Genomic DNA, 23,939 nt, shown 5'->3' on the forward strand with positions numbered 1-23,939 from the left:
GCGAAGTCTAGTCAGCCGGGTTGGCCGGGGTGTCACGAAGGGAGATGGGTTTGTCACTATGCAGTGACATTTGACTCGCCTGTGCCGGCCTCTTCGCGGGTAAACCCGCTCCCACAGAACCCCACACACTTCGAGGCTATTGCAAAACCCTGTGGGAGCGGGTTGACCCGCGAGGAGGCCGGTGCAGGCAACACGACAGCTCAGTCCATGCCCCGCGGTAGATACAGGGTCACCCGCAACCCGCCCTGGCGCAGGTTCAACAAGCTCACCTCGCCCCCATGGCTGTGGGCAATGTTGCGCGCAATACCCAACCCCAGCCCATAGCCCTGCTGCTGTCCGGCCAGCCGGAAATGCGGCTCGAACACCTGCTCCAGCTGCTGCTGCGGTACGCCCGGCCCCTGGTCGTCCACCTGCAGCACAAAGCCCTCGGCACTGTCGATGATGCGCAGCCGCGCCTGCGCGCCGTACTTGATGGCGTTGTCGATCAGGTTGCCGATGCAGCGCCGCAGCGCCAGCGGCTTGCCTGGGTAAGGCGCCTGCGCCCGGCCATCGACGGTGATACGGCCATCACGCAGATAAGGCTCTGCCAGAATCTCCAGCACCTGGTTGAGGTCGACCGGCTCTATGTTCTCGTGGATATCGGTGTCCTTCACGCACTGCAGCGCACCTTTCACCAGCAGCTCCAGCTCGTCCAGGTCCTGGCTGAACTTGGCCTGCAGGCGTTCGTCCTCCAGCAGTTCGACACGCAGGCGCAGGCGGGTGATCGGCGTGCGCAGGTCGTGGGAGATGGCGCTGAACAGCTGGCTGCGTTCGGTCAGGTAGCGGCTGATGCGCTCACGCATGCTGTTGAATGCCCGGCTTACTTCGACCACTTCGCTACCACCACCTTCAGCCACCGGCGCTACATCGGCGCCCAGCGACATCTCGCGCGCAGCGCGCGCCAGGCGCTTGAGTGGCCAGCTCTGCCAGTGCACCAGCAAACCGATGAACAACAGCAGCAAGGCGGTGGTGAGCACGATGAAACCGATCTGTTGCCGTGGCAGGCGTTCGGCCTCAAGGCTGGTATAGGGCTCGGGCAACAGCGAGGCAATGTACAGCCACTCGTCCTCGCCCAGGCGGATCTGCGTCACTAGCACGGGCGGGTTGAGCGGCTCCAGGGTTAGTGAGTAATGCGCCCAGGAGCGTGGCAGCTCGTCGAGCTTCAGGCCGCTGTTGAAAATGCGCAGGTCGTCAGGCCCGACGAACTCGACGGAAATGTCCATCTGCGAACCTAGGCGCTCGTGCAGCACCTGCTGGAACACATCGATCACCGCCTGCTTGCGTGGGGTAATGGGCAGCACCGACATGTCCAGCGGCTTGGCGTTGAGCGAGACGAAAAAGCGCGTGCCGCCCATGCTGCGCAACTGGTCGAGCACCATGGGCCGATAGGCTACCGGCAGCGAGCGGAAGTAACTGACACTGGCGCTCATCGAATGGGCCAGGCTGCTGGCGCTGGCGCGCAGGCCCTGCAGCTGGCTGGCACGCAACTGGGCCACCCAGATGATGCTCGACAAGCCTTGGGCCAGCAGCACCACCAGCAGGGTCAGCAGCAGCATGCGCCCCAGCAGCGAACGCGGCAGCAGGCGCCAGCGCCGCTCAGGGCGCACTGCAGACATGCGCCGCCAACAGGTAACCGCTGCCACGCACCGTACGGATCAGCCGGGGGGGCTTGTCGGTATCGCGCAGTCGCTGACGCAGGCGGCTGACCGCCATGTCGACGATGCGGTCCAGCGGCATGGGCTCGCGACCACGGGTGGCGTTGCCGATGGTGTCGCGGTCAAGAATCTGCTGCGGATGGTCGAGGAACAGTTTGAGCAGGGCGAAGTCGGCGCCGGACAGAATCACCTCTTCGCCGTCGTGGTGGAACAGACGGTGGCTGACCGTGTCCAGGCGCCAGTCGTCGAAGGCCAGCACGGCACTGCCCGGCGCCGACTGGCCGAATTCGGCGCGGCGCAGCAGGGCCTTGATCCTTGCTTGCAGTTCCCGAGGGCTGAAGGGTTTGCCGAGGTAGTCGTCGGCGCCCAGCTCCAGGCCAATGACCCGGTCGGCTTCGTCGGAGCTGGCGGTGAGCATGATGATCGGCACGCGTGCCTGGCGCGGGTGCTGGCGCACCCAGCGGCACAGGCTGAAGCCGTCTTCGTCGGGCAGCATGACGTCGAGAATGACCAGGTCGCAGGGGGTGGTTTCCAGGGCGCTGCGAAAGCCCTTTCCATCGGCTTCGGCATGCACCTGGAAGCCGGAGCGGCTCAGGTAGGTTTGCAGCAGTTCGCGGATTTCCTGGTCGTCGTCGACCATCAGGATCGATTTGCCGGCAGTGCTCAAGGTGGTCCTTCCTCTTGTTGGTTACAGGTCTTGGTTGCCTGTTATTGGGGCCGCTTCGCGCCCCATCGCGACACAAGGCCGCTCCTATGTATGGACTCGCCCACACTGTCTAGCTGCTTTTGAACATAGGAACCCGGTTGCATCTATGTATCAGGCCTATTCGAGGAAGCTTTTCGCTTCTGGCCAACATCGTGGTGAGCTCGCAGTGTGCCGTTTACATTGAGGCCATTACGTTAGGCCTGTAGGAGCGGAGGCATCTGTCTGCGACGGTCTTACCTAGGGTCAATGTTCACTAGCAGGGGTTGGAGCGCTCAGCGCCCCGGTGGCATTGCTCGGTTGGTCAGAGGCTCATAGCAGCCTCCGGGTTGTTGTTCGGTTTACGTTGGTAGACCTGATTGCTCTGTAACAGAGCCCAGATAATGCGCAGATTTCGATTAGCCAGTCTGATCGCCGCCTCCTTGCGTCCAAGGCGGGATAGCCAGCGCAACAGGCGGCGATCGTCTGGCTGATCGGAATCAGGTCTTAGCTGACTCAAGACAGCATGGGCGCCCTGGATCATCAGGCTGCGTATGTAGCCGTCACCTCGCTTGCTCATTCTGCCCAGCCTGATTTTGTTTCCGCTACTGTGCTGGTCCGGCACGATACCGAAGAAGGCGGAATACATTCGGCCACTCGCGAAGCGGCTGGGTTCGGTCTGTTTTGCCACGATCGCCGTGGCGATGATTGGGCCAACGCCACGAATGGTGATCAGCCGCTGTGCCACCTTATCTTGCTGGGCTGTCACTTCGAGCCGTCCACTCAGCGCCGCAATGCGTTCACCTAAAGACAGCCAGTCAGTCAGCAGCTCATCAAGCAACTCGCGCAACAAATCGGGCAGAGGCAAGGAGGCATCCTCAAGCGCCCGCGGTACCTGCTGACTGATCGCGGCATCGCCTTGAGGCATGGATACGCCATGCTCAAGCAGCAGGCCACGTATCTGATTGCCCAGCGCTGTATGCCGCTTGATGTTGCCGCGCCGGATGCGATGCAGTGCTTGAATAGCCAGCGCTGTGGTGCTCTTGATCGGTACGGAGGCAATGCTGGTATCGCGACCGGCACGCAGAATGGCATGGGCATCGTTACGGTCGTTCTTCGCGCCGCTACGGTGTTCGGCGACGCGTTGCGCAGGCAGGATGCGAACCGGATTACCTTTGGTTTGCAGCAGCCTGGCCCAGGCTTGTGCACCTGGACCGCACTCCATCAAGACGGCCACGGTCGTTGGCAGCCTGATCAGGAAGTCATGGAATGCTTGACGGGATTTGATGCGATCTTCGTAGATCACCCGACCAGTAGCGTCCTCGCCTGCCAACTGGAAGACCTGTTTGGCCAGGTCAACGCAGATGGTTGTGCAAAGTTCCACGTCGGTGGAAGACAGGGAATCGTGCTTCGAACTATGCTTTTTCATGGTCTCGCCCTCGCTGCCGTTGGCTTCTTCGAACGCCACCGTGGCACTGTGATGCCTCGGCGGGGGCGAGTCCATCGATTACAGGGACCGTGCTGTGCCGGAACTATCAGCGGCCCTTTACACTTATCTGTGGTCCAAGGCCTGCTGCAAGGCCACACCGGCCCCCAGCAAACCGGAAAATTCCGCCGTCACCAGCCACACCGGCACACCGGCGAAGTAACCACTCATGCAGCCCTTGTCTGCAAAACTCGCGGCAAACCCGCTACGCAGGAACAGTTCGGCAAAGCGGGGAATGACGCCGCCGACAATATAGACCCCGCCTCGCGCGCCCAGCGTGAGCACGTTGTTACCCGCCACACGCCCAAGGAACCGGCAGAACTGCTCGACCACAGCCAGCGCCCGTGGCTCGCCGCCCAGCGCCGCATCGGTAATCTGCGCCGGGGTCCTGTGCCTGGGTGTGTCGCCATCCAGTGCACAGATTGCCTGGTACAGCCGCACCAGGCCACCGCCACTGAGCACGGTCTCGGCACTGACATGGCCGATCTGCCCGTGGATCTGTTGGTGGATTGCCGCTTCGCGCGCATTGCCCACCGGCAGGTCGACATGGCCGCCCTCCCCCGGCAAGGCCTGCCAGTGCTGTTCGCCCACGCGCAGCAGCGAACCCACGCCCAGGCCAGTGCCTGGCCCGATCACCAGCGCAGGCCGCAACGGGTCAGCCTGACCAGGGCACACCTCGCGGAACTCCCCTTCGCGCAGGCGGGTCATGCCCAGCGCCATGGCGGTGAAATCGTTGATCAGCAACAGCCGTTCAACCTGCAAAGTCTTGCAGAAAGCCGTACGGCTCAGGCGCCAGTGGTTGTTGGTAAAGCGAAATTCATCGCCATCGACCGGCCCGGCTACCGCCAGGCATACAGCCGCCAACCCGCCGCGGGCTATGCCCTGGCCTTCGAGGTAAGCCTCGATGGCCTGCTCCGGGCTGGTGTAGTCCGCAGTGGCAAAGACTTTTACCTCATGCAGCTGGTTGTCACGCCACAACGCAAAACGGGCATTGGTGCCGCCAATGTCGCCAACCAGCAGGTCCTTCATTTGAGGTTCTCCAGGGCCGAGGTGAAGGCACTCGCGCCCTGCTCTGCCGGGCTGAACGCCATGCGCATGAAGCCGAACAGCTCGCGCCCGCAGCCCAGGTCATTGCCCTGGGGGGCCGGCGGCAGGTCGCGGCTGGCCAGTTCTTCGGCCGACACCATGATCCGCAATGTGCCTTCGACACCATCGACCCGCACGATATCACCATCGCGTACCCGTGCCAGCGGGCCGCCATCATAAGCCTCGGGGCAAACGTGGATGGCCGCCGGGATCTTGCCCGAGGCGCCAGACATGCGCCCGTCAGTGACCAGCGCTACCTTGTAGCCACGGTCCTGCAGCACACCGAGGAATGGCGTGAGCTTGTGTAATTCGGGCATGCCGTTGCAACGCGGGCCCTGGAAGCGCACCACGGCGACAAAGTCACGCTCAAGCTCGCCGGCCTTGAACGCGTCGGCGAGCGACTGCTGGTCATGGAACACCAGCGCAGGCGCTTCGACCACCTGATGTTCGGGGGCGACGGCGGAAACCTTCATCACGCCACGGCCCAGGTTGCCTTCCATCACCCGCAGGCCGCCTTCGGCCGAGAACGGCCGCGCCACCGGGCGCAGGATGCTTTCGTCCAGGCTCTGTTGCGGCCCCTCGCGCCACACCAGCTTGCCATCGTCCAGGAACGGTTCCTGGGTGTAGCGGCGCAGGCCGTGGCCGGCCACGGTGTTGACGTCTTCGTGCAGCAGCCCGGCATCCAGCAGCTCGCGAATCAGGAAGGCCATGCCACCGGCAGCCTGGAAGTGATTGATGTCGGCCTTGCCGTTGGGGTAGACGTGGGACAAGGTTGGCACCACCTCGGAGAGGTCAGCCATGTCCTGCCAGGTCAGCTGGATACCTGCCGCCTGGGCAATCGCCGGGATGTGCAGGGTGTGGTTGGTCGAGCCACCCGTGGCGTGCAGGGCAACGATGGAATTGACCAGTGCCTTTTCGTCGACGATTTCGCCCAGCGGCATGAAGCTGCCGCTGGCCTTGGTCATGCGCGTCACCTGCTGCGCGGCCTCGGCGGTAAGCGCGTCGCGCAGCGGCGTGTACGGGTTGACGAACGAGGCGCCCGGCAGGTGCAGGCCCATCACTTCCATCACCAGCTGGTTGGTATTGGCGGTGCCGTAGAAGGTGCAGGTACCCGGGCTGTGATAGGAGTTCATCTCCGACTCCAGCAACTCTTCACGGCTGGCCTTGCCTTCGGCATAACGCTGGCGCACATCGGCCTTCTGTTTGTTGGAAATGCCCGACACCATCGGCCCGCCCGGGACGAAGATGGTCGGCAGGTGGCCGAAGCGCAGCGCGCCCATCATCAGGCCTGGGACGATCTTGTCGCAGATGCCCAGCATCAGCGCGGCGTCGAACATGTTGTGCGACAGCGCTACCGCCGTGGACATGGCGATCACTTCGCGGCTGGCGATGGCCAGCTCCATGCCAGGCTCACCCTGGGTCACGCCGTCGCACATGGCCGGCACGCCCCCGGCGAACTGCCCGACCGAACCGACCTCACGCAGGGCCTGCTTGATCTGCTCGGGGAAGTGCAGGTACGGCTGGTGGGCAGACAACATGTCGTTGTAGGCCGAGACGATCGCCACGTTGGCCGCGTTCATCAGGCGCAGCGTCTGCTTGTCCTCGCTGCCACAGCCGGCCACGCCATGGGCGAAGTTGGCGCACTGCAGGCTGGCACGCATGGGGCCTTCACTGGCCGCCCCGCGAATCAGCTGCAGGTAGCGTTCGCGGGTGGCACGGCTGCGTTCGATCAGCCGCTGGGTGACCTCAAGGATGCGCGGATGCATGTACTGGACTCCAGGCTAATTGTAAGGGCGGTTTACCGGGCATTTCCCCTCCAAACGATTGCGGCCTAGGCTCAAGCTAAGGAGCCTGCTGCATCGGTGGAGGCGCATCGCCCAACCACTCGTTGTATGTTTAAACAAAATACTGCCACTAAAAAGGCTTGTTTTCTATCAGCCAGTGAATAATCTTGTAATTCCAACAACAAAACCGTTTCAGTGAAGCTCCTTTTTGCCACAGGTTTCACTCGGACTGCCAGAGGTACTGCCATGACCCTACGCATCGCCATCAATGGATTCGGCCGCATCGGGCGCAACGTCCTGCGCGCACTGTATACCCAAGGCTACCGCCAGGACCTGCAGGTCGTCGCCATCAACGACCTGGGCGACAGCGCCATGAATGCCCACCTGCTCAAGTACGACAGCGTGCACGGCACGTTCGACGCCACGGTGGAGGCCGACCACGAAAGCCTCACGGTCAACGGTGACCGTATCGCGGTCAGTGCCATCCGCAACCCGGCCGAACTGCCCTGGAAGGCCGAGGCGATCGACGTGGTGTTCGAGTGCACAGGGCTGTTCACCGACCGCGCCAAGGCCGCTGCACACCTTGCTGCAGGGGCTGGCAAGGTGATTGTCTCGGCGCCGGCCAAGGGTGCCGATGCCACCGTGGTGTACGGGGTCAACCATGACATCCTGCGGGCCTCGCATCAGGTCATTTCCAACGCCTCCTGCACCACCAACTGCCTGGCGCCGATCGCCCAGGTGCTGCACCGCGAGTTCGGCATCGAGCAAGGCCTGATGACTACCATTCACGCCTACACCAACGACCAGGTGCTGACCGACATGTACCACAGTGACCCGTACCGCGCGCGCTCGGCCACCCAGTCGATGATCCCGAGCAAGACCGGCGCCGCCGAGGCCGTGGGCCTGGTGCTGCCGGAGCTGGCCGGCAAGCTGACCGGCATGGCAGTGCGGGTGCCGGTGATCAACGTGTCGCTGGTGGACCTCACCGTCAACCTCAAGCGCGAGGCCACGGCCGAGCAGGTCAACCAGCTGTTCCTTGAAGCCAGCCAGCATTCCAAGGTATTGGGCTACAACGCGTTGCCATTGGTTTCCTGCGATTTCAACCACAACCCGCTGTCGTCGATTTTCGATGCCAACCATACCCGGGCCAACGGGCGCATGCTCAAGGTGCTGGCGTGGTATGACAACGAGTGGGCGTTCAGCAACCGCATGCTGGATAACTGCCTGGCGTTGTGCCAGGCCCGCTAAGACCTGGCACGCTCACTGTAGGAGCGGCCTTGTGTCGCGATGGGCTGCGCAGCAGCCCCACAATCTCCGCTACACAGCACATATTGCAGGGGGCTGCTACGCAGCCCATCGCGACACAAGGCCGCTCCCACAAGGGACCGCACAGGGCGGGGACTCACAATCTTTACCATTCCCTAACACATCCACACTTGACCAACGGCATGGATGATAAGCATTATCATTAACCTTTCGTCGGCCAGGTCCCCCCGTGAGTCAGTCCCGGTTCAACTCCGTCTTCCTCGTCCAGCGCCTTACCCTGTTGCGCACCTTGCAGCGCATGGTCGGCAACCCCAGCACGGCCGAAGACCTGCTGCAGGAAACCTACCTGCGGGTGTCCCGCGCCCTGGGCGAGCGGCCCATCGAGCACATCGAGCCGTTCGTGTTCCAGACCGCGCGCAACCTGGCACTGGACCACCTGCGCGCACGCCGGGTGCAGGCACGCATGCTGGTCGACGACGTGCCCGACGAAGTGCTGCACAGCGTGGCCGCCCCCGCCACCAGCAGCGAGGATGCCGCCCATGCCGAGCAGTTGCTCAAGCACCTGAGTGTCAGCCTCAACCAGCTGAGCGAACGCCAGCAGCGCATTTTCATCCTCAGCCGCCTGCATGGCGCCACCTACCTGGAAATTGCCGAACAACTCAGTGTTTCGCCCAGTACGGTACAAAAGGAACTGAAACTCATCATGGCGATCTGCATGGGTGTTGCCGAACGCCTCAAGTAAGCTGACCGCAGGCGAACGGCAACGCAAAGCCCTTGCCACACCCCGTCTTAGCCTTGATCATTCGCAAAAAACCATTCAAGGATTCACCGTGACCGACAGCCCTGCCCCTCGCCCGTCACCTGCCGGGCCTAGTGCCCGTGCTCGTGCCATGGACGAGGCGCTGGACTGGCTGGTGCGCCTGCAATGCGCCGATGCCGCAGACACCCAGGCCTTTGAAGCCTGGCTGAGCGCCGCGCCGGAAAACGCCGAGGCCTATGTCGAAGCAGAAGCACTGTGGAACGGTACGCCGTTGCACCAGGCGGCCACGCAGATGCACCAGCAGCAACGCCGCTCGTGGCGCGGGCGCCTGCGCAGCCACTGGAAACCCCTGGCCACCGCCGCAGTGTTGCTGGTCGGGCTGTTCACCGTCGGCAACCTGCCCACCCGCCTGCAGGCCGACCACCTGACTGTGGTGGGCGAGCGCCAGCGCCTGCAACTGGAAGACGGTGCAAAAGTGCTGCTCAACACCAACTCGGCATTAGCCAGCGACCGCCGGGAGGGCCGCCAGGTTGCCCGCCTGCTGCAGGGTGAGGCCTACTTCCAGATACCCGAAGGTGCGCTGCTGCCACTTGAGGTCGAGGCCGGGCCGTTGCGCGCACAGGTGCGCGATACCGACTTTGCCGTGCGCTACCTCAATGGTGAGGCCCAGCTGCGGGTGCAACGCGGTGATGTCGACCTGCAAGGCGCACGCGACCAGCGCATCCGCCTGAGTGCCGGCGACAGCATCAGCGTGGGCCCGCAGGGCTTCGGCCAGCGCCAACGCGCCGACATGCAAAAGGACCTGGCCTGGGTCGACGGCCGCCTGGTGTTCGAGAACTGCCCGCTGAGCCAGGTACTGGCTGAAGTGCGGCGCTACTACCCAGGCTGGATCATCAACCGCAATGCGCAGCTCGAAGACGTTGCAGTGACGGGTAACTACCGCCTCGACCAGCCATTGGAAACCCTGCGCGCACTGGCCCACATCACCTCGGCACAGCTGCATGAGTACCCTGCGCTGGTGATTCTGAACTGACCCCGAAATTATTTTTACGCGATCCCCCTGCCCCGCCCGTCTCGTTATAGCCAATGCAACTGATTCTTGTTTGAAAACGAGAACAGCAATCACCTATAACAGCCCGCGCATCAGGGAGCGCTTTCGATGTCCACTGGTCCTACCCGCACGTCCACCCTTCCCCGCCGAACCGGGCAACTGTCCCTGTTGACCCTGGCCCTGCTCGCCAGCGGCGCTTGCAGCCTGCCGGCGCTGGCCGCCGAACCGGCCCAGGCCAGCAGCCCGCGCATGGGTGACTACCGCTTCAGCATCGGCCAGCAGCCGCTGGTGTCGGCGATCAACGCCTTCAGCCAGGTCACCGGCTGGCAGGTCGGCTTCAGCGCCGAGCTGGCCGACGGCGTGGCGTCGCCGGGCGTGCAAGGCTCGATGCCGCCGGATGCTGCCCTCAAGCGCCTGCTGCAGGGTACCGGGCTGAGTTTTCGCAAGATCAGCAACGGCAACGTGGTCCTCGAGCGCCAGACCAGCGGCAACGTGATCGCCCTGCAACAAGTGACCGTCAGCGCCACCCGCAGCGCCCAGGACGTCAGCCAGGTGCCGAGCACCGTCAGCGTGCAGACCCGCGAGCAACTGGACCGGCAGAACGTCAACAACATCCAGGACCTGGTGCGCTACGAACCAGGCGTGTCGGTGGCCGGTACCGGTCAGCGCAGCGGCCTGAACGGCTACAACATCCGTGGTATCGACGGCGAGCGTATCCTCACCCAGGTCGACGGTGTGTCGATCCCGGACAGCTTCTTCTACGGCCCCTACGCCCAGACCCAACGCAACTACGTCGACCCGGAAATCGTCAAGCGCGTGGAAATCCTCCGCGGCCCGGCCTCGGTGCTGTACGGCAGCAACGCCATCGGCGGCGCTGTGAGCTACTTCACCCTCGACCCCGACGACATCATCAAGCCCGGCAAGGACGTGGGTGCGCGGCTGAAGACCGGCTACAGCTCGGCCGACGAAAGCTGGCTGACCTCCGCCACCGTCGCCGGCCGCGAGGGTGATTTCGATGGCCTGCTGCACCTGAGCCAGCGCAACGGCCACGAGACCGAAACCCACGGCAACCACAGCGGTGACGGCCTGTCGCGCACCGAAGCCAACCCGATGGACGTGCGCACCACCAACGTGCTGGCCAAGCTTGGCTGGAACTACGACGACGACGCGCGCCTGGGCTTCACCTACGAACGCTACAAGGATGACCGCGACCAGAACATCCTCAGTGCGGTGGGTGGGCCGTTCATTCCGGGCTTTGGCGGCATGGGTTACTACAAGGCGCGCAGTGGCAACGACACCATCACCCGCGAGCGCTTTGGCATCAACCATGAGTTCGGCCTGGATTCGCGGGTCGCTGACCACGTCAAGTGGAGCCTCAACTACCAGGTCGCCAAGACCGACCAGCACACCGAAGAAGTCTACGCGCCGCCTGGCCGCCAGGTACTTCGCACGCGTGACACGACCTACAAGGACCGCCAGTGGGTGTTCGATGCCCAGCTGGACAAAGCTTTCAGCATCGGCGCCACCGACCACCTGCTGACCTATGGCACCACGATCAAGCACGAGAAAATCACGGGTACGCGCAGCGGCACGGGCACCTGCCTGGCCGTGGGCTCCGGTTGCTCCGCCGCCGGCGCCGAACGCCCGGCAGACGGCCAGGTTCTGGTCAGCGACTTCCCGGACCCGACCGTGAACACCTACAGCCTGTTCGTGCAGGATGAAATCCGCTGGAACAAATGGACCTTCATGCCCGGTGCGCGCTACGACTACACGCGCATGGAACCCAAGTTCACCGACGAATTCCTGCGTGGCCTGGAGTCCACCGGCACAGCGCCCACCTCCCAGGACGACTCGGACAAGAAGTGGCACCGCGTCTCGCCCAAGTTCGGCCTGACCTACGCCTTCAACGACAATTACACCTGGTATGGTCAGTATGCTGAAGGCTTCCGCACCCCGACCGCCAAGTCGATGTACGGAAAATTCGTGAACCTTGAGGAAGGTTACCGCGTAGAAGGCAACCCAGGCCTGGAACCGGAAAAGAGCAAGAGCTACGAAACCGGCCTGCGTGGCAACTTCGACGCGGGTAACTTCGACGTGGCGGTGTTCTACAACAAGTACCGCGACTTCATCGACGAAGATGCGGTGCAAAGCGCCAATCTGGAACAAACCTTCCAGGCCAACAACATCAAGCACGCCACCATCAAGGGTGCCGAGGTCAAGGGCCGCCTGAACCTCGACCACTTCGGCGCGCCGCAAGGCCTGTATACCCAGGGTTCGATTGCCTACACCTATGGTCGTAACGACGACACCGGTGAGCCGCTGAACACCGTCAACCCGCTGAAGGGCGTGTTCGGCCTGGGCTACGAGCAGCAGAACTACGGCGGCCTGCTGAGCTGGACGCTGGTCAAGCGCAAGACCCGCGTCGACGACTCCAGCTTCTACTCGCCAGATGGTTCGAGCTCGAAGTTCCGCACCCCGGGCTACGGTGTGCTGGACCTGACCGGCTACTACAAGGTCACCGACGACGTGACCATCAACGCCGGCCTGTACAACCTCACCGACAAGAAGTACTGGCAGTGGGATTCGGTGCGCAGCTACGACGGCCAGGGTGAAGCGGCTGTGACCCAGCCAGCCAACATCGACCGCCTGACCATGCCGGGTCGCAACTTCGGTATCAATGTGGTTTGGGATATCTGAAGCCTTTCTCCTACAGGCCTGCGCAATGCCTGTAGGAGCGGCCTTGTGTCGCGATCGGGCCGCGAAGCGGCCCCGGCAATCTTTGTATGAGTGCTGAAATCCTGGGGCCGCGCTGCGGCCCGATCGCGACACAAGGCCGCTCCTACAAAAAGCTCTGCGGCCTGCAGGAACGATGTAAAACCCGGTTTTTTTACTGTCCCGCCGCCGCTGTTTCGTCTTGTATCTAGACGCCCCTCTTTCCAAGGACTGCCCCCATGACCGAACGCCCAGCCCTGCGCTCTCAGCGCCTGAACCAGATCACCCACGCCCCGCACGCCGAGCTGGATGCCCTGGTCAAATCCCACGCACCCTTCGACAGCCGCGAAAGCTTCGCCCGCTTCGTCGTTGCCCAGTACCTGTTCCAGTCCGAGCTGCAAGGCCTGTACAACGACCCGAAACTGATCGCCATCGTCCCCGACCTGGCCGAGCGCTGCCGTGCCGACCAGGCACGCCTGGACCTCGCTGACCTCGACACCGAAGTGCCGGCCGCCGTGCCAGGCGCCGTGGGCAACCCGAGCCTGGGCGAGGCAATGGGCTGGATCTTCGTCTCCGAAGGCTCCAAACTGGGCGCTGCGTTTCTGATCAAGCGCGCCGTGGCCCTGGAACTGTCCGACAGCTTCGGTGCCCGCCACTTGGGCGAGCCGGCCGGTGGCCGTGCCGAGGGCTGGAAGCAGTTCACCCGCATCCTCGATGGCCTTGAGCTGTCGGCCGAAGAGGAAGCCGCCGCCGAGCGCGGTGCAGTTGCCGCCTTCGAGCGTTTCACCGAACTGCTCAAGCATGCCTATGCTGCGGATGCCGCGCTGGTCTGATACGCCGTACACGGCCACCCTGACGGTGGCCGAACCGCTTTTTGCAGTGAGACCATGACCCAACCTGCCCGCTCGAAGATCGCCCGCCTGTTATATGGAATCCTGGCTTACGTGAGCCTTGGGGTGGGCTTGGTCGCGATCGTCATACCCGGTTTGCCGACCACTGAATTCATCCTGCTGGCCGCCTGGGCGGCGACCCGCAGTTCGCCGCGCCTGTCGGCCTGGCTGGAGAACCACCGGCTGTTCGGGCCAATCCTCTACAACTGGCGCAATGGCAAGGTGATCCAGCGCCGGGCCAAGGTAAGCGCGACCATCAGCATGCTGCTGTGTGCAGGCCTGATGCTGACGTTTCTGGAACACCACTGGCCGGTGTTCCTGGCAATCGCCGGCATGACCCTGGGCAACCTGTGGATCTGGTCACGCCCGGAGCACGCCTGCCCTGCCCCGTCACAAGCTCAGCAACCCTGAATACAGGGCGTAGGCTGCCAACCCGGCGCCCGCCAGCACAGCGGCGAAAATCAGCTTTTCCCAGGTGGTGAACAACGTCTGGCCCTGCTCATGCTTGGCCCTGGCGAACAGGATCACGCCGGGGGCATACAGCAGCGCCGACAGCAGCAGGTACTTGAGCCCGCCGGCATACAACAGCCACACGGCATACAGCAACGCAACCAGCGCCACCAGCAAGTCCTTGCGCCGTAACCCCGGCTGCCCGGCATAGGTGTCTGCACGTACCGCCAGCAGCACGGCATACGCCGCAGACCACAGGTAGGGCACCAGGATCATCGACGAGGCCAGGTAGATGAGGCTGGTGTAGGTACCGGCCGAGAACAGCGTAATCAGCAGGAAGCCCTGGATCATGCAGTTGGTCAGCCACAGGGCATTAGCGGGCACATGGTTGGCGTTTTCCTTGGCCAGAAAGCGCGGCATGGTCTTGTCCCGCGCCGTGGCGAACAGGATCTCGGCACACAGCAACGCCCACGACAGCAACGCGCCCAGCAGCGAAACCGCCAGGCCGAGACTGATCAGCAAGGCCCCCCAAGGGCCGACGATATGCTCCAGCACCGACGCCAGCGACGGGTTCTGCAACCCGGCCAGTTCCGGCTGGGTCATCACCCCCAGCGAAAGCACGTTGACCAGCACCAGCAGCGCCAGCACACCAAGAAAACCGATGACGGTGGCCTTGCCCACGTCCGAACGCCGCTCGGCGCGCCCGGAATATACGCTGGCGCCCTCGATGCCGATGAACACGAACACGGTCACCAGCATCATGTTGCGCACCTGCTCCAGCACGCTGCCGAATTGCGGGTTGCTCAAGCCCCAGATGTCACGGGTGAAGATATCGGCCCGAAAGGCGAACGCCGCAATCACCACGAACATCAGCAACGGCACCACCTTGGCCACGGTGGTCACCTGGTTGATGAACGCGGCTTCCTTGATGCCGCGCAGCACCAGAAAGTGGACTGACCATAGCAGCAGCGAGGCACAGCCGATGGCGATCGGCGTGTTGCCTTCGCCGAAAACCGGAAAGTAGAAGCCCAGGGTGCTGAACAGCAGCACGAAATAACCGACATTGCCCAGCCAGGCGCTGATCCAGTAGCCCCAGGCTGACGAGAAGCCCATGTAGTCGCCGAAACCCGCCTTGGCGTAGGCGTACACCCCCGAGTCCAGTTCCGGCTTGCGGTTGGCCAGGGTCTGGAACACAAACGCCAGGGCCAGCATGCCGACGGCGGTAATGCACCAGCCGATCAGCACCGCCCCGACATCGGCACGCGCCGCCATGTTCTGTGGCAGCGAGAAGATCCCGCCACCGATCATCGAGCCGACCACCAGCGCGATCAGCGCGCCCAGGCGCAGCTTCTGTCCCGGTTCGCTCATGCATCCCCCATTTTTTTACGCGCTGTCATGCCTTTGAAACAGCCCTGCGGGCCATATAAATGTGGTTACTTATAATAGAACACGCCATTCAAGCTATAGCACTCATAACTGCTTTGTCTATGCGCCATTCCTTAAAAGCTAGCAGCTGTACGGCAACTAGAACAGTTCCTGATAAAGCTCGAAATTATTGTGAAAAATTTGCGAAAGCGTCAAAAGCGGCTAGCTTCAAGCATCGCAGGCTGAACAGAGCGTTTGCTCTAGAAAGACATGGAGGTGCCAGCGCGCAAGGCTTGCAGCTTAAGCTGTCGGCACTCTCCAGGAGCACCCGTGAAGGAAATTTCCTACCTTCACGTCGCCTTAAACTGACACAAGTCAGCTTACGGCAACGGCGTCGGATTTATGCTGACGTCAACTTTCTCCTGGCAGGAGTTGTTAAATGTCTGATTCATCCGGAAAACTAAAGCTCGGCGCGTTAGTTGCACTTGTCGTCGGGTCCATGATTGGCGGCGGGATCTTCTCGTTGCCACAAAACATGGCCGCCAGCGCAGGGGTTGGCGCCGTGCTGATCGGCTGGGGCATCACCGCGGTCGGCATGCTGACCCTGGCGTTCGTGTTCCAGACCCTGGCCAACCGCAAGCCTGACCTGGATGGCGGGGTGTATGCCTACGCCAAGGCCGGTTTCGGCGACTACATGGGCTTTTCCTCGGCCTGGGGCTACTGGATCAGTGCCTGGCTGGGCAACGTCGGCTACTTCGTGCTGTTGTTCAGCACCTTGGGCTACTTCTTCCCGATCTTCGGTGAGGGCAACACGCCAGCCGCCATCATTGGCGCGTCGGTGCTGTTGTGGGCGGTGCACTTCCTGGTGCTGCGCGGCATCAAGGAAGCCGCATTCATCAACCTGGTCACCACCGTGGCCAAAGTGGTGCCGCTGGTGCTGTTCGCTTTGATCTGCCTGTTTGCCTTCAGGCTCGACATCTTCACCGCCGACATCTGGGCTTTGGGTACGCCAGAGTTGGGCAGTGTGATGAATCAGGTGCGCAACATGATGCTGGTCACCGTGTGGGTGTTCATCGGCATCGAGGGCGCGAGCATCTTCTCGTCCCGGGCGGAAAAGCGCTCTGACGTAGGCAAGGCCACTGTCATCGGCTTTGTCACCGTGCTGCTGTTCCTGGTGCTGGTCAACGTGCTGTCGCTGGGCATCATGACCCAACCGGAACTGGCCAAGCTGCAGAACCCGTCGATGGCTGCCGTACTGGAGCATGTGGTCGGCCACTGGGGCGCGGTGCTGATCAGCGTCGGTCTGATCATCTCGCTGCTGGGGGCCCTGCTGTCGTGGGTACTGCTGTGCGCCGAGATCATGTTCGCCGCCGCCAAAGACCACACCATGCCGGAGTTCCTGCGCCGCGAAAACGCCAACCAGGTACCGGCCAACGCCCTGTGGCTGACCAATGCCATGGTGCAGATCTTCCTAGTGATCACGCTGTTCTCCAACAGTACCTACCTGTCGCTGATCTACCTCGCCACCTCGATGATCCTGGTGCCTTACCTGTGGTCGGCGGCCTATGCGTTCCTGCTGGCACTGCGCAGCGAAACCTACGAACAGGCCCTGGCCGAGCGCAAGAAGGACCTGATCATCGGCGGCATCGCCCTGCTGTACGCCCTCTGGCTGCTGTATGCCGGCGGCGTGAAATACCTGCTGCTCTCGGCCCTGCTCTACGCACCTGGCGCCATCCTGTTCGCCAAGGCCAAGCGTGAGGTAGGCCAACCTGTCTTCACCAACGTGGAAAAACTGATCTTCGCAGCCGTGGTCATCGGCGCCCTGGTGGCAGCCTTTGGCCTGTATGACGGCTTCCTGACGCTTTGATCCACGTCTTCGTTCAATTGGAGGAATGAAACCATGTCCGCTGAAAAACAGAAGTACGGTGTCCACTCCGAAGCCGGCAAACTGCGCAAAGTGATGGTTTGCTCGCCGGGCCTGGCGCACAAGCGCCTGACGCCGAGCAACTGTGACGAATTGCTGTTCGACGATGTGATCTGGGTCGACCAGGCCAAGCGCGACCATTTCGACTTCGTCACCAAGATGCGCGAGCGCGGCGTGGATGTGCTGGAGATGCACAACCTGCTGACCGACATCGTGCAGCAACCCGAAGCCCTCAAGTGGATCCTTGACCGCAAGATTACCTCTGACACCGTGGGTGTCGGCCTGACCAACGAGGTGCGTAGCTGGCTCGAAGGGCTGGAACCACGCCACCTGGCGGAGTTCCTGATTGGCGGCGTGGCAGGCCAGGACCTTCCAGTAAGCGAAGGCGCCGAAGTGATCAAGATGTACAACAAGTACCTGGGCCACTCCAGCTTCATTCTGCCGCCACTGCCCAACACCCAGTTCACCCGTGACACCACCTGCTGGATCTACGGTGGCGTGACGCTCAACCCGATGTACTGGCCTGCGCGACGCCAGGAAACCCTGCTGACCACAGCCATTTACAAGTTCCACAAGGAATTCACCGGTGCCGACTTCCAGGTCTGGTATGGCGACCCGGACAAGGATCACGGTAACGCCACCCTCGAGGGCGGCGACGTTATGCCGGTCGGCAAGGGCATCGTGCTGATCGGCATGGGTGAGCGGACCTCACGCCATGCCATCGGCCAATTGGCTCAGAACCTGTTCGAGAAAGGCGCGGCCGAGAAAGTCATCGTCGCTGGCCTGCCGAAGTCCCGCGCAGCGATGCACCTGGACACCGTGTTCAGCTTCTGCGACCGCGACCTGGTAACGGTATTCCCGGAAGTGGTGAAAGAGATCAAGCCATTCATCATCACCCCAGATTCCAGCAAGCCCTATGGCATGAACATCGCGCCGCAGGATGCCTCGTTCCTCGAGGTGGTATCCGAGCAGTTGCTGGGCAAGAAAGACAAGCTGCGCGTGGTCGAGACCGGCGGCAACAGCTTTGCCGCCGAGCGCGAACAATGGGATGACGGCAACAACGTGGTGGCCATCGAGCCGGGCGTGGTCATCGGCTATGACCGCAACACCTACACCAACACCCTGCTGCGCAAGGCCGGCATCGAGGTCATCACCATCAGCGCCGGCGAACTGGGCCGGGGCCGTGGCGGCGGCCACTGCATGACCTGCCCGATTGTGCGTGACCCGATCGACTACTAACGACCATTGCACCCGGCCGGGCCCACAAAGTGCCGGCCGGGACACTACCGAACTCAAGGAGAAGCAATCATGGCGTTCAACATTCACAACCGCAACCTGCTCAGCCTGGAACACCACACCACCCGCGAGCTGCGCTACCTGCTGGACCTGTCCCGCGACCTCAAGCGTGCCAAGTACACTGGCACCGAGCAGCAGCACCTGAAGGGCAACAACATCGCGCTGATCTTCGAAAAAACCTCCACCCGTACCCGCTGCGCCTTCGAAGTGGCGGCCTACGACCAAGGCGCCAACGTCACCTACATCGACCCTAACTCTTCGCAGATCGGCCACAAAGAGAGCATGAAAGACACCGCCCGCGTGCTCGGGCGCATGTACGACGCTATCGAGTACCGTGGCTTCAAGCAGGAAATCGTTGAAGAGCTGGCCAAGTTCGCTGGCGTGCCGGTGTTCAACGGCCTGACCGATGAATACCACCCCACCCAGATGATCGCTGACGTGCTGACCATGCGCGAGCACAGCGACAAGCCGCTGCATGACATCAGCTACGCCTACCTGGGCGACGCCCGCAACAACATGGGTAACTCGCTGCTGCTGATTGGCGCCAAGCTCGGCATGGACGTGCGCATCGCGGCGCCCAAGGCACTGTGGCCACATGACGACCTGGTCGAGCGCTGCAAGAAATACGCTGAGGAAAGCGGCGCCCGCATCACCCTCACCGAAGACCCGAAAGCGGCAGTCAAGGGTGTGGACTTTGTCCATACCGACGTGTGGGTATCGATGGGCGAGCCGATCGAAGCCTGGGGTGAGCGCATCAAGCAGCTCAAGCCTTACCAGGTGAATGCCGAGCTGATGAAGTCCACTGGCAACCCACGGACCAAGTTCATGCACTGCCTGCCGGCGTTCCACAACTCCGACACCAAGGTAGGCAAGCAGATCGCCGAACAGTACCCGGACCTGGCCAACGGCATCGAAGTGACTGACGACGTGTTCGAGTCGCCGGCCTGCATCGCCTTCGAGCAGGCGGAAAACCGCATGCACACCATCAAGGCGATCCTGGTTTCGACCCTGGCTGACCTCTGACAACCACCCCGCTCCGGTGGGAGCTGGCTTGCCGGTGATCGCCGGCAAGCCAGCTCCCACAAAGGACCGAGGTGCTCACCCCATCTGCGTAAAGGACATTCCCCATGCGTATCGTTGTTGCATTGGGCGGCAACGCCCTGCTGCGTCGCGGCGAGCCCATGACCGCTGACAACCAGCGCGCCAATATCCGCACCGCCACCGAACAGATCGCCAAGATCCACCCTGGCAACGAACTGGTCATCGCCCACGGCAACGGCCCGCAAGTCGGCCTGCTGTCGCTTCAGGCCCTGTCCTACAAGCCTGACGAGGCTTACCCACTGGACGTGCTGGGTGCCGAAACCGAAGGCATGATCGGCTACATGATCGAACAGGAACTGGGCAACCTGCTGGATTTCGAGGTGCCGTTCGCCACCCTGCTGACCCAGGTGGAAGTGGACGCCAACGACCCCGCCTTCAAGGACCCGACCAAGTTCATCGGCCCGGTCTACAGCAAGGAAGAGGCCGAGCGCCTGGCCAAGGAGAAAGGCTGGGTGGTCAAGGCCGATGGCGACAAGTACCGCCGTGTGGTGGCCAGCCCGAAACCCAAACGCATCTTCGAAATCCGCCCGATCAAGTGGCTGCTGGAAAAGAACAGCATCGTGATTTGCGCAGGCGGTGGCGGCATCCCCACCCTGTACGATGAAAACCGCAAGCTCAAGGGCATCGAAGCGGTGATCGACAAAGACCTGTGCTCGGCACTGCTGGCCGAGCAACTGGAAGCCGACCTTCTGATTATCGCCACCGACGTCGACGCGGCCTACATTGACTGGGGCAAGCCCACGCAAAAAGCCATTGCCCAGGCCCATCCGGACGAACTGGAGCGTCTTGGCTTCGCCGCAGGCTCCATGGGGCCGAAGGTGCAAGCTGCCAGTGACTTTGCCCGCAACACCGGCAAGGTGGCGGTGATCAGTTCGCTGGAAAACATTGAAGACATTGTCAAAGGTACTGCCGGCACACGGGTTTCCACCGCGAAGCCTGGGATCAGCTACCGTTGAATGCAGTTGGCGGGCGCCAGGTGCCCGCCATTTTCGACCTTCCAAAGGAGCTAGCCATGGCCCAGTACCACCCCGGTCATGTACACATCGAGCGCACTGCGCTGAACAATACCGACCACAGCTATGACCTGAACATCGAGTACGAAGCAGCGTCGGACCCCAAGGAAGGCAGAGGCATTCAGTTCCGCATGCATGGCAGCATCGAGGGCAAGCCTGTGGAAGAAAAGTTCTTCCTCGCCAAGGACCAGGTGCTGCCAAGCTTTCTCATGCTGCTGACTCGCAAGGCGCAGTCGTATCTGGCGCCGCCGAAGAAATTCGAGAACCTGAGTTCGCCGCACAAGCTCTATGACTACATGTTTGCGGACATTCGCGAAAAGCTCGATGTGAAATCGGGGGACCCGATCAGGCCTGAACATCTCGAGTGAATTCACCATTTCGGGGCTGCTTTGCAGCCCATCGCGACACAAGGCCGCTCCTACAGGAGAATGCGTAAACTTTGTGTCGCGATAGGGCCGCACAGCGGCCCCGGCGATGTTAAGGCATACTACCGCCCTCCCCGGCCACCACCTCGCCCCTCCCCATGCGCATCCACGTCAGCTTCATCGACCGCGTCGGCATCACCCAGGAAGTCCTTGCCCTGCTCGGTGCCCGCAACCTCAACCTGGACGCCGTGGAGATGGTCCCCCCGAACGTCTACATCGACGCACCCACCCTCAGCCCTGCCGTGCTCGAAGAACTGCATGACGCACTGTTCGAGGTGCAGGGCGTGCAATCGGTGGACGTGGTCGACATCCTCCCCGGCCAACGCCGCCACCTGCAGCTCGATGCCCTGCTGGCGGCAATGAGCGACCCGGTACTGGCCGTGGACAGCGCAGGCCTGGTGCTGCTGGCCAATCCGGCGCTGATCGCCCTGTGCGGGCGCGAATCCGCCGGGCGCTCGGTGGGTGAACTGTTCGGCGATCCCGCGCTGCTGCAGGCGCTGCAGGACAACAACTTCCACCTGCCCATGCGCGAGATGCAACTGAACGGCCAGAGCCTGCTGCTGGACGCCATGCCGATCACCAACGCCGGTGGCCTGCTGACGCTGTACCCCCCCACGCGCATGGGCGAACGCCTGTCGGCCCTGCACCACGACCATGCCGAAGGCTTTGATGCCCTGCTCGGCGAGTCGCCCGCCATCCGCACGCTCAAGGCCCGCGCCCTGCGCGTGGCCGCGCTTGATGCACCGCTGCTGGTGCATGGCGAAACCGGTACCGGCAAAGAGCTGGTCGCCCGCGCCTGCCACGCCATCAGTAGCCGCCACGCTGCACCGTTCCTGGCCCTGAACTGCGCCGCACTGCCCGAAAGCCTGGCCGAGAGCGAGTTGTTCGGTTACGCCCCCGGCGCCTTCACCGGCGCGCAACGCGGTGGCAAACCCGGGCTGATGGAGCTGGCCAACCAGGGCACGGTGTTCCTCGATGAAATTGGCGAAATGTCACCGTACCTGCAGGCCAAGCTGCTGCGTTTTCTCAGCGATGGCAGCTTCCGCCGGGTGGGCGGCGACCGCGAAGTGAAGGTGGATGTGCGCATCATCAGCGCCACCCACCGCGACCTGGAGCGCATGGTCGCCGAAGGCAGCTTCCGCGAGGACCTGTTCTATCGCCTCAACGTGCTGAACCTGCAGGTACCGCCACTGCGCGACAGGGGCCAGGACATCCTGATGCTGGCGCACTTCTTCATGCAGCAAGCCTGCACGCAGATCCAGCGCCCAGCCTGCCGGCTGACGCCCGCCACCCACTCGGCACTGCTGGCCAACCCTTGGCCGGGCAACGTGCGCCAGCTACAGAACGTGATTTTCCGCGCTGCGGCCATCTGCGAGGGCGACCTGGTGGATATCGGCGACCTGGACATTGCCGGCACCTCGGTGGCCCGCGGGCAGGACGGCGAAGTGGCCAGCCTGGAGCAGGCTGTGGGTGATTTCGAGCGTGAACTGTTACAGCGCCTGTATGCCAGTTACCCATCGACACGGCAACTGGCCGGGCGCTTGCAAACTTCGCACACCGCTATTGCCCAGCGACTGCGTAAATATGGAATACCCGGAAAACTTTGATGCACGTCGACAATACCGACGGTTCAATCAGACTTTTCCTAGCCGCGTGGCCGCAATTGACGGGAGTGCTCGCCGTAGAATGGTGACATCGTAATTTCGCATGTCACCTTGAACGAAGAGTACCCTGATGTTTGAACTCGATTTTTACGGGACACTTGTAGCCGCCTCTCTAGTACTGCTGCTGGGGCGCGGGCTGGTCGCACGCATTGGTTTCCTGCGCGTTTACAATATTCCGGAACCTGTTGCAGGCGGATTGGTCGTTGCCTTGGCACTCTTGGCATTGCGCAGTTTCGATGTCCAGGTCCAGTTTGATACCTCGTTGCAAACACCGTTGATGCTAGCGTTCTTCGCCACCATCGGTCTGAGTGCCGACTTCGCCAGCCTGAAGAAGGGCGGGCGTGTGGTCGCCGTGTTCCTGCTGGTGGTGACTGGCTTGCTGCTGGTTCAGAACGCCATGGGCATCGGCCTGGCAACGGCGTTGGGGCTGGACCCACTGATGGGCCTGCTGGCCGGTTCGATCAGCCTGTCGGGTGGCCACGGCACGGGCGCCGCCTGGGGCGCGACGTTTACTGAAAAGTTTGGCCTGGCTTCGGCTTCCGAACTGGCGATGGCCTCTGCCACCTTCGGCCTGGTATTGGGCGGCTTGATTGGTGGCCCAGTTGCCAAACTGCTGATCAAGCGGGTCAAGACACAGGGTACTGAAGAAGAAGTAGCACACCTGCCAAAAGGCTTTGAACAGCCGAATAAAGAGCGCCTGATCACATCATTTTCATTTATCGAGACGTTGGCACTGATTGCCGTCAGTCTGCTGGTCGGCACAGTGCTTAACGGGCTGTTGAAAGGCACCGCATTCGAACTGCCGACATTCGTTTGCGTACTCTTCGTAGGCGTATTGCTGCGCAATGGGCTTTCGGCATTCGGCTTTTACCATGTCTTCGAACGTGAAGTCTCGGTACTGGGCAATGTCAGTTTGTCCCTGTTCCTGGCGATTGCCTTGATGTCGCTCAAGCTGTGGGACCTGGCAGCGCTGGCCTTACCGTTCTTTGTCTTGCTGGCCGCGCAAACGCTGGTCATGGCTCTGTTTGCGATCTTCGTGACGTTCCGGGTCATGGGCCGCAACTATGATGCGGCGGTGCTGGCTGCCGGGCACTGTGGCTTCGGCCTGGGGGCGACGCCGACGGCGATTGCCAACATGCAAGCGGTGACCCAGCGCTATGGCGCCTCGCACATCGCCTTCCTGGTAGTGCCGATGGTGGGGGCGTTCTTCATCGACATCATCAATGTCATCGTGATCAAGCTGTACCTGGCATTGCCCTTGTTTATCGCGGGTTAAGCCCGCCTGATGCT

The 23,939-nt window shown here is 62.4% G+C and carries 19 protein-coding genes; 13 read left to right on the forward strand and 6 right to left on the reverse strand.

Features of this window, described 5'->3' with window-relative positions:
- Positions 1-200 precede the first annotated feature (200 nt).
- From N805_RS17265 to edd, 5 genes are all read right to left on the reverse strand, one after another.
- Positions 201-1,655 (reverse strand): ATP-binding protein, encoded by a 1,455-nt coding sequence (locus N805_RS17265; protein ID WP_019471499.1) that lies wholly within the window; start codon positions 1,653-1,655, stop codon positions 201-203.
- A complete protein-coding gene (gene gltR / locus N805_RS17270) occupies positions 1,636-2,361 on the reverse strand; it encodes a two-component system response regulator GltR (protein ID WP_019471500.1) in 726 nt (241 codons plus the stop codon). The genes N805_RS17265 and gltR overlap by 20 nt, the downstream gene beginning before the upstream one ends.
- A gap of 340 nt (positions 2,362-2,701) precedes the next feature.
- Positions 2,702-3,760: an IS110 family transposase gene (locus N805_RS17275; protein WP_080956862.1), complete on the reverse strand. Its 1,059-nt coding sequence runs from the start codon at positions 3,758-3,760 to the stop codon at positions 2,702-2,704.
- 168 nt (positions 3,761-3,928) lie between these two features.
- Positions 3,929-4,891 (reverse strand): glucokinase, encoded by a 963-nt coding sequence (locus N805_RS17280; RefSeq protein WP_019472029.1) that lies wholly within the window; start codon positions 4,889-4,891, stop codon positions 3,929-3,931.
- The gene (gene edd, locus N805_RS17285; protein ID WP_019472028.1) at positions 4,888-6,714 is read right to left on the reverse strand and encodes a phosphogluconate dehydratase; all 1,827 of its coding nucleotides are present in this window, start codon (positions 6,712-6,714) and stop codon (positions 4,888-4,890) included. Before edd ends, N805_RS17280 begins: the two co-directional genes overlap by 4 nt.
- A gap of 264 nt (positions 6,715-6,978) precedes the next feature.
- Between edd and gap the strand changes: the two genes are divergently transcribed.
- From gap to N805_RS17315, 6 genes are all read left to right on the forward strand, one after another.
- Positions 6,979-7,980, forward strand: a complete 1,002-nt coding sequence (gap, locus tag N805_RS17290; RefSeq protein ID WP_019472027.1) for a type I glyceraldehyde-3-phosphate dehydrogenase — start codon at positions 6,979-6,981, stop codon at positions 7,978-7,980.
- 247 nt (positions 7,981-8,227) lie between these two features.
- The gene (locus N805_RS17295) at positions 8,228-8,740 is read left to right on the forward strand and encodes an RNA polymerase sigma factor (RefSeq protein ID WP_003255059.1); all 513 of its coding nucleotides are present in this window, start codon (positions 8,228-8,230) and stop codon (positions 8,738-8,740) included.
- 88 nt (positions 8,741-8,828) lie between these two features.
- Entirely contained in the window at positions 8,829-9,791 is a 963-nt protein-coding gene (locus tag N805_RS17300) for a FecR family protein (protein ID WP_019472026.1), read from the forward strand.
- A gap of 126 nt (positions 9,792-9,917) precedes the next feature.
- A complete protein-coding gene (locus tag N805_RS17305; RefSeq protein WP_019472025.1) occupies positions 9,918-12,506 on the forward strand; it encodes a TonB-dependent receptor in 2,589 nt (862 codons plus the stop codon).
- A gap of 254 nt (positions 12,507-12,760) precedes the next feature.
- On the forward strand, positions 12,761-13,354 hold the full coding sequence (locus N805_RS17310) for a biliverdin-producing heme oxygenase (RefSeq protein WP_019471745.1): 594 nt from the start codon (positions 12,761-12,763) through the stop codon (positions 13,352-13,354).
- Between the two features lie 54 nt (positions 13,355-13,408).
- Positions 13,409-13,822, forward strand: coding sequence for a YbaN family protein (locus tag N805_RS17315; RefSeq protein ID WP_019471746.1), 414 nt, complete (start codon positions 13,409-13,411; stop codon positions 13,820-13,822).
- Here N805_RS17315 and arcD (N805_RS17320) read toward each other — a convergent pair.
- Entirely contained in the window at positions 13,802-15,229 is a 1,428-nt protein-coding gene (gene arcD / locus N805_RS17320) for an arginine-ornithine antiporter (protein ID WP_019471747.1), read from the reverse strand. The genes N805_RS17315 and arcD (N805_RS17320) overlap by 21 nt on opposite strands.
- 436 nt (positions 15,230-15,665) lie before the next feature.
- Here arcD (N805_RS17320) and arcD (N805_RS17325) point away from each other — a divergent pair, with 436 nt between their 5' ends.
- The 7 genes from arcD (N805_RS17325) to gltS all read left to right on the forward strand — a co-directional run bounded on the left by arcD (N805_RS17325) (position 15,666) and on the right by gltS (position 23,925).
- Positions 15,666-17,093: an arginine-ornithine antiporter gene (gene arcD / locus N805_RS17325; protein WP_019471748.1), complete on the forward strand. Its 1,428-nt coding sequence runs from the start codon at positions 15,666-15,668 to the stop codon at positions 17,091-17,093.
- Positions 17,094-17,126: 33 nt separating this feature from the next.
- Positions 17,127-18,389 carry an arginine deiminase gene (gene arcA / locus N805_RS17330; protein ID WP_019471749.1) on the forward strand — a complete coding sequence of 421 codons (1,263 nt, stop codon included), beginning with the start codon at positions 17,127-17,129 and terminating at the stop codon, positions 18,387-18,389.
- A gap of 69 nt (positions 18,390-18,458) precedes the next feature.
- Positions 18,459-19,469, forward strand: coding sequence for an ornithine carbamoyltransferase (locus N805_RS17335; protein WP_016485079.1), 1,011 nt, complete (start codon positions 18,459-18,461; stop codon positions 19,467-19,469).
- Between the two features lie 104 nt (positions 19,470-19,573).
- Positions 19,574-20,503, forward strand: a complete 930-nt coding sequence (arcC, locus tag N805_RS17340) for a carbamate kinase (protein ID WP_019471750.1) — start codon at positions 19,574-19,576, stop codon at positions 20,501-20,503.
- Positions 20,504-20,559: 56 nt separating this feature from the next.
- Positions 20,560-20,928 (forward strand): DUF5064 family protein, encoded by a 369-nt coding sequence (locus tag N805_RS17345; protein WP_019471751.1) that lies wholly within the window; start codon positions 20,560-20,562, stop codon positions 20,926-20,928.
- A gap of 155 nt (positions 20,929-21,083) precedes the next feature.
- Positions 21,084-22,592: a sigma-54-dependent transcriptional regulator gene (locus tag N805_RS17350; protein WP_019471752.1), complete on the forward strand. Its 1,509-nt coding sequence runs from the start codon at positions 21,084-21,086 to the stop codon at positions 22,590-22,592.
- A gap of 127 nt (positions 22,593-22,719) precedes the next feature.
- Complete coding sequence (gltS, locus tag N805_RS17355) at positions 22,720-23,925, forward strand: sodium/glutamate symporter (RefSeq protein WP_019471753.1); 1,206 nt, start codon at positions 22,720-22,722, stop codon at positions 23,923-23,925.
- Positions 23,926-23,939: the final 14 nt, after the last annotated feature.

The sequence above is a fragment of the Pseudomonas putida S13.1.2 genome, assembly GCF_000498395.2.
Classification (GTDB): domain Bacteria; phylum Pseudomonadota; class Gammaproteobacteria; order Pseudomonadales; family Pseudomonadaceae; genus Aquipseudomonas; species Aquipseudomonas putida_Q.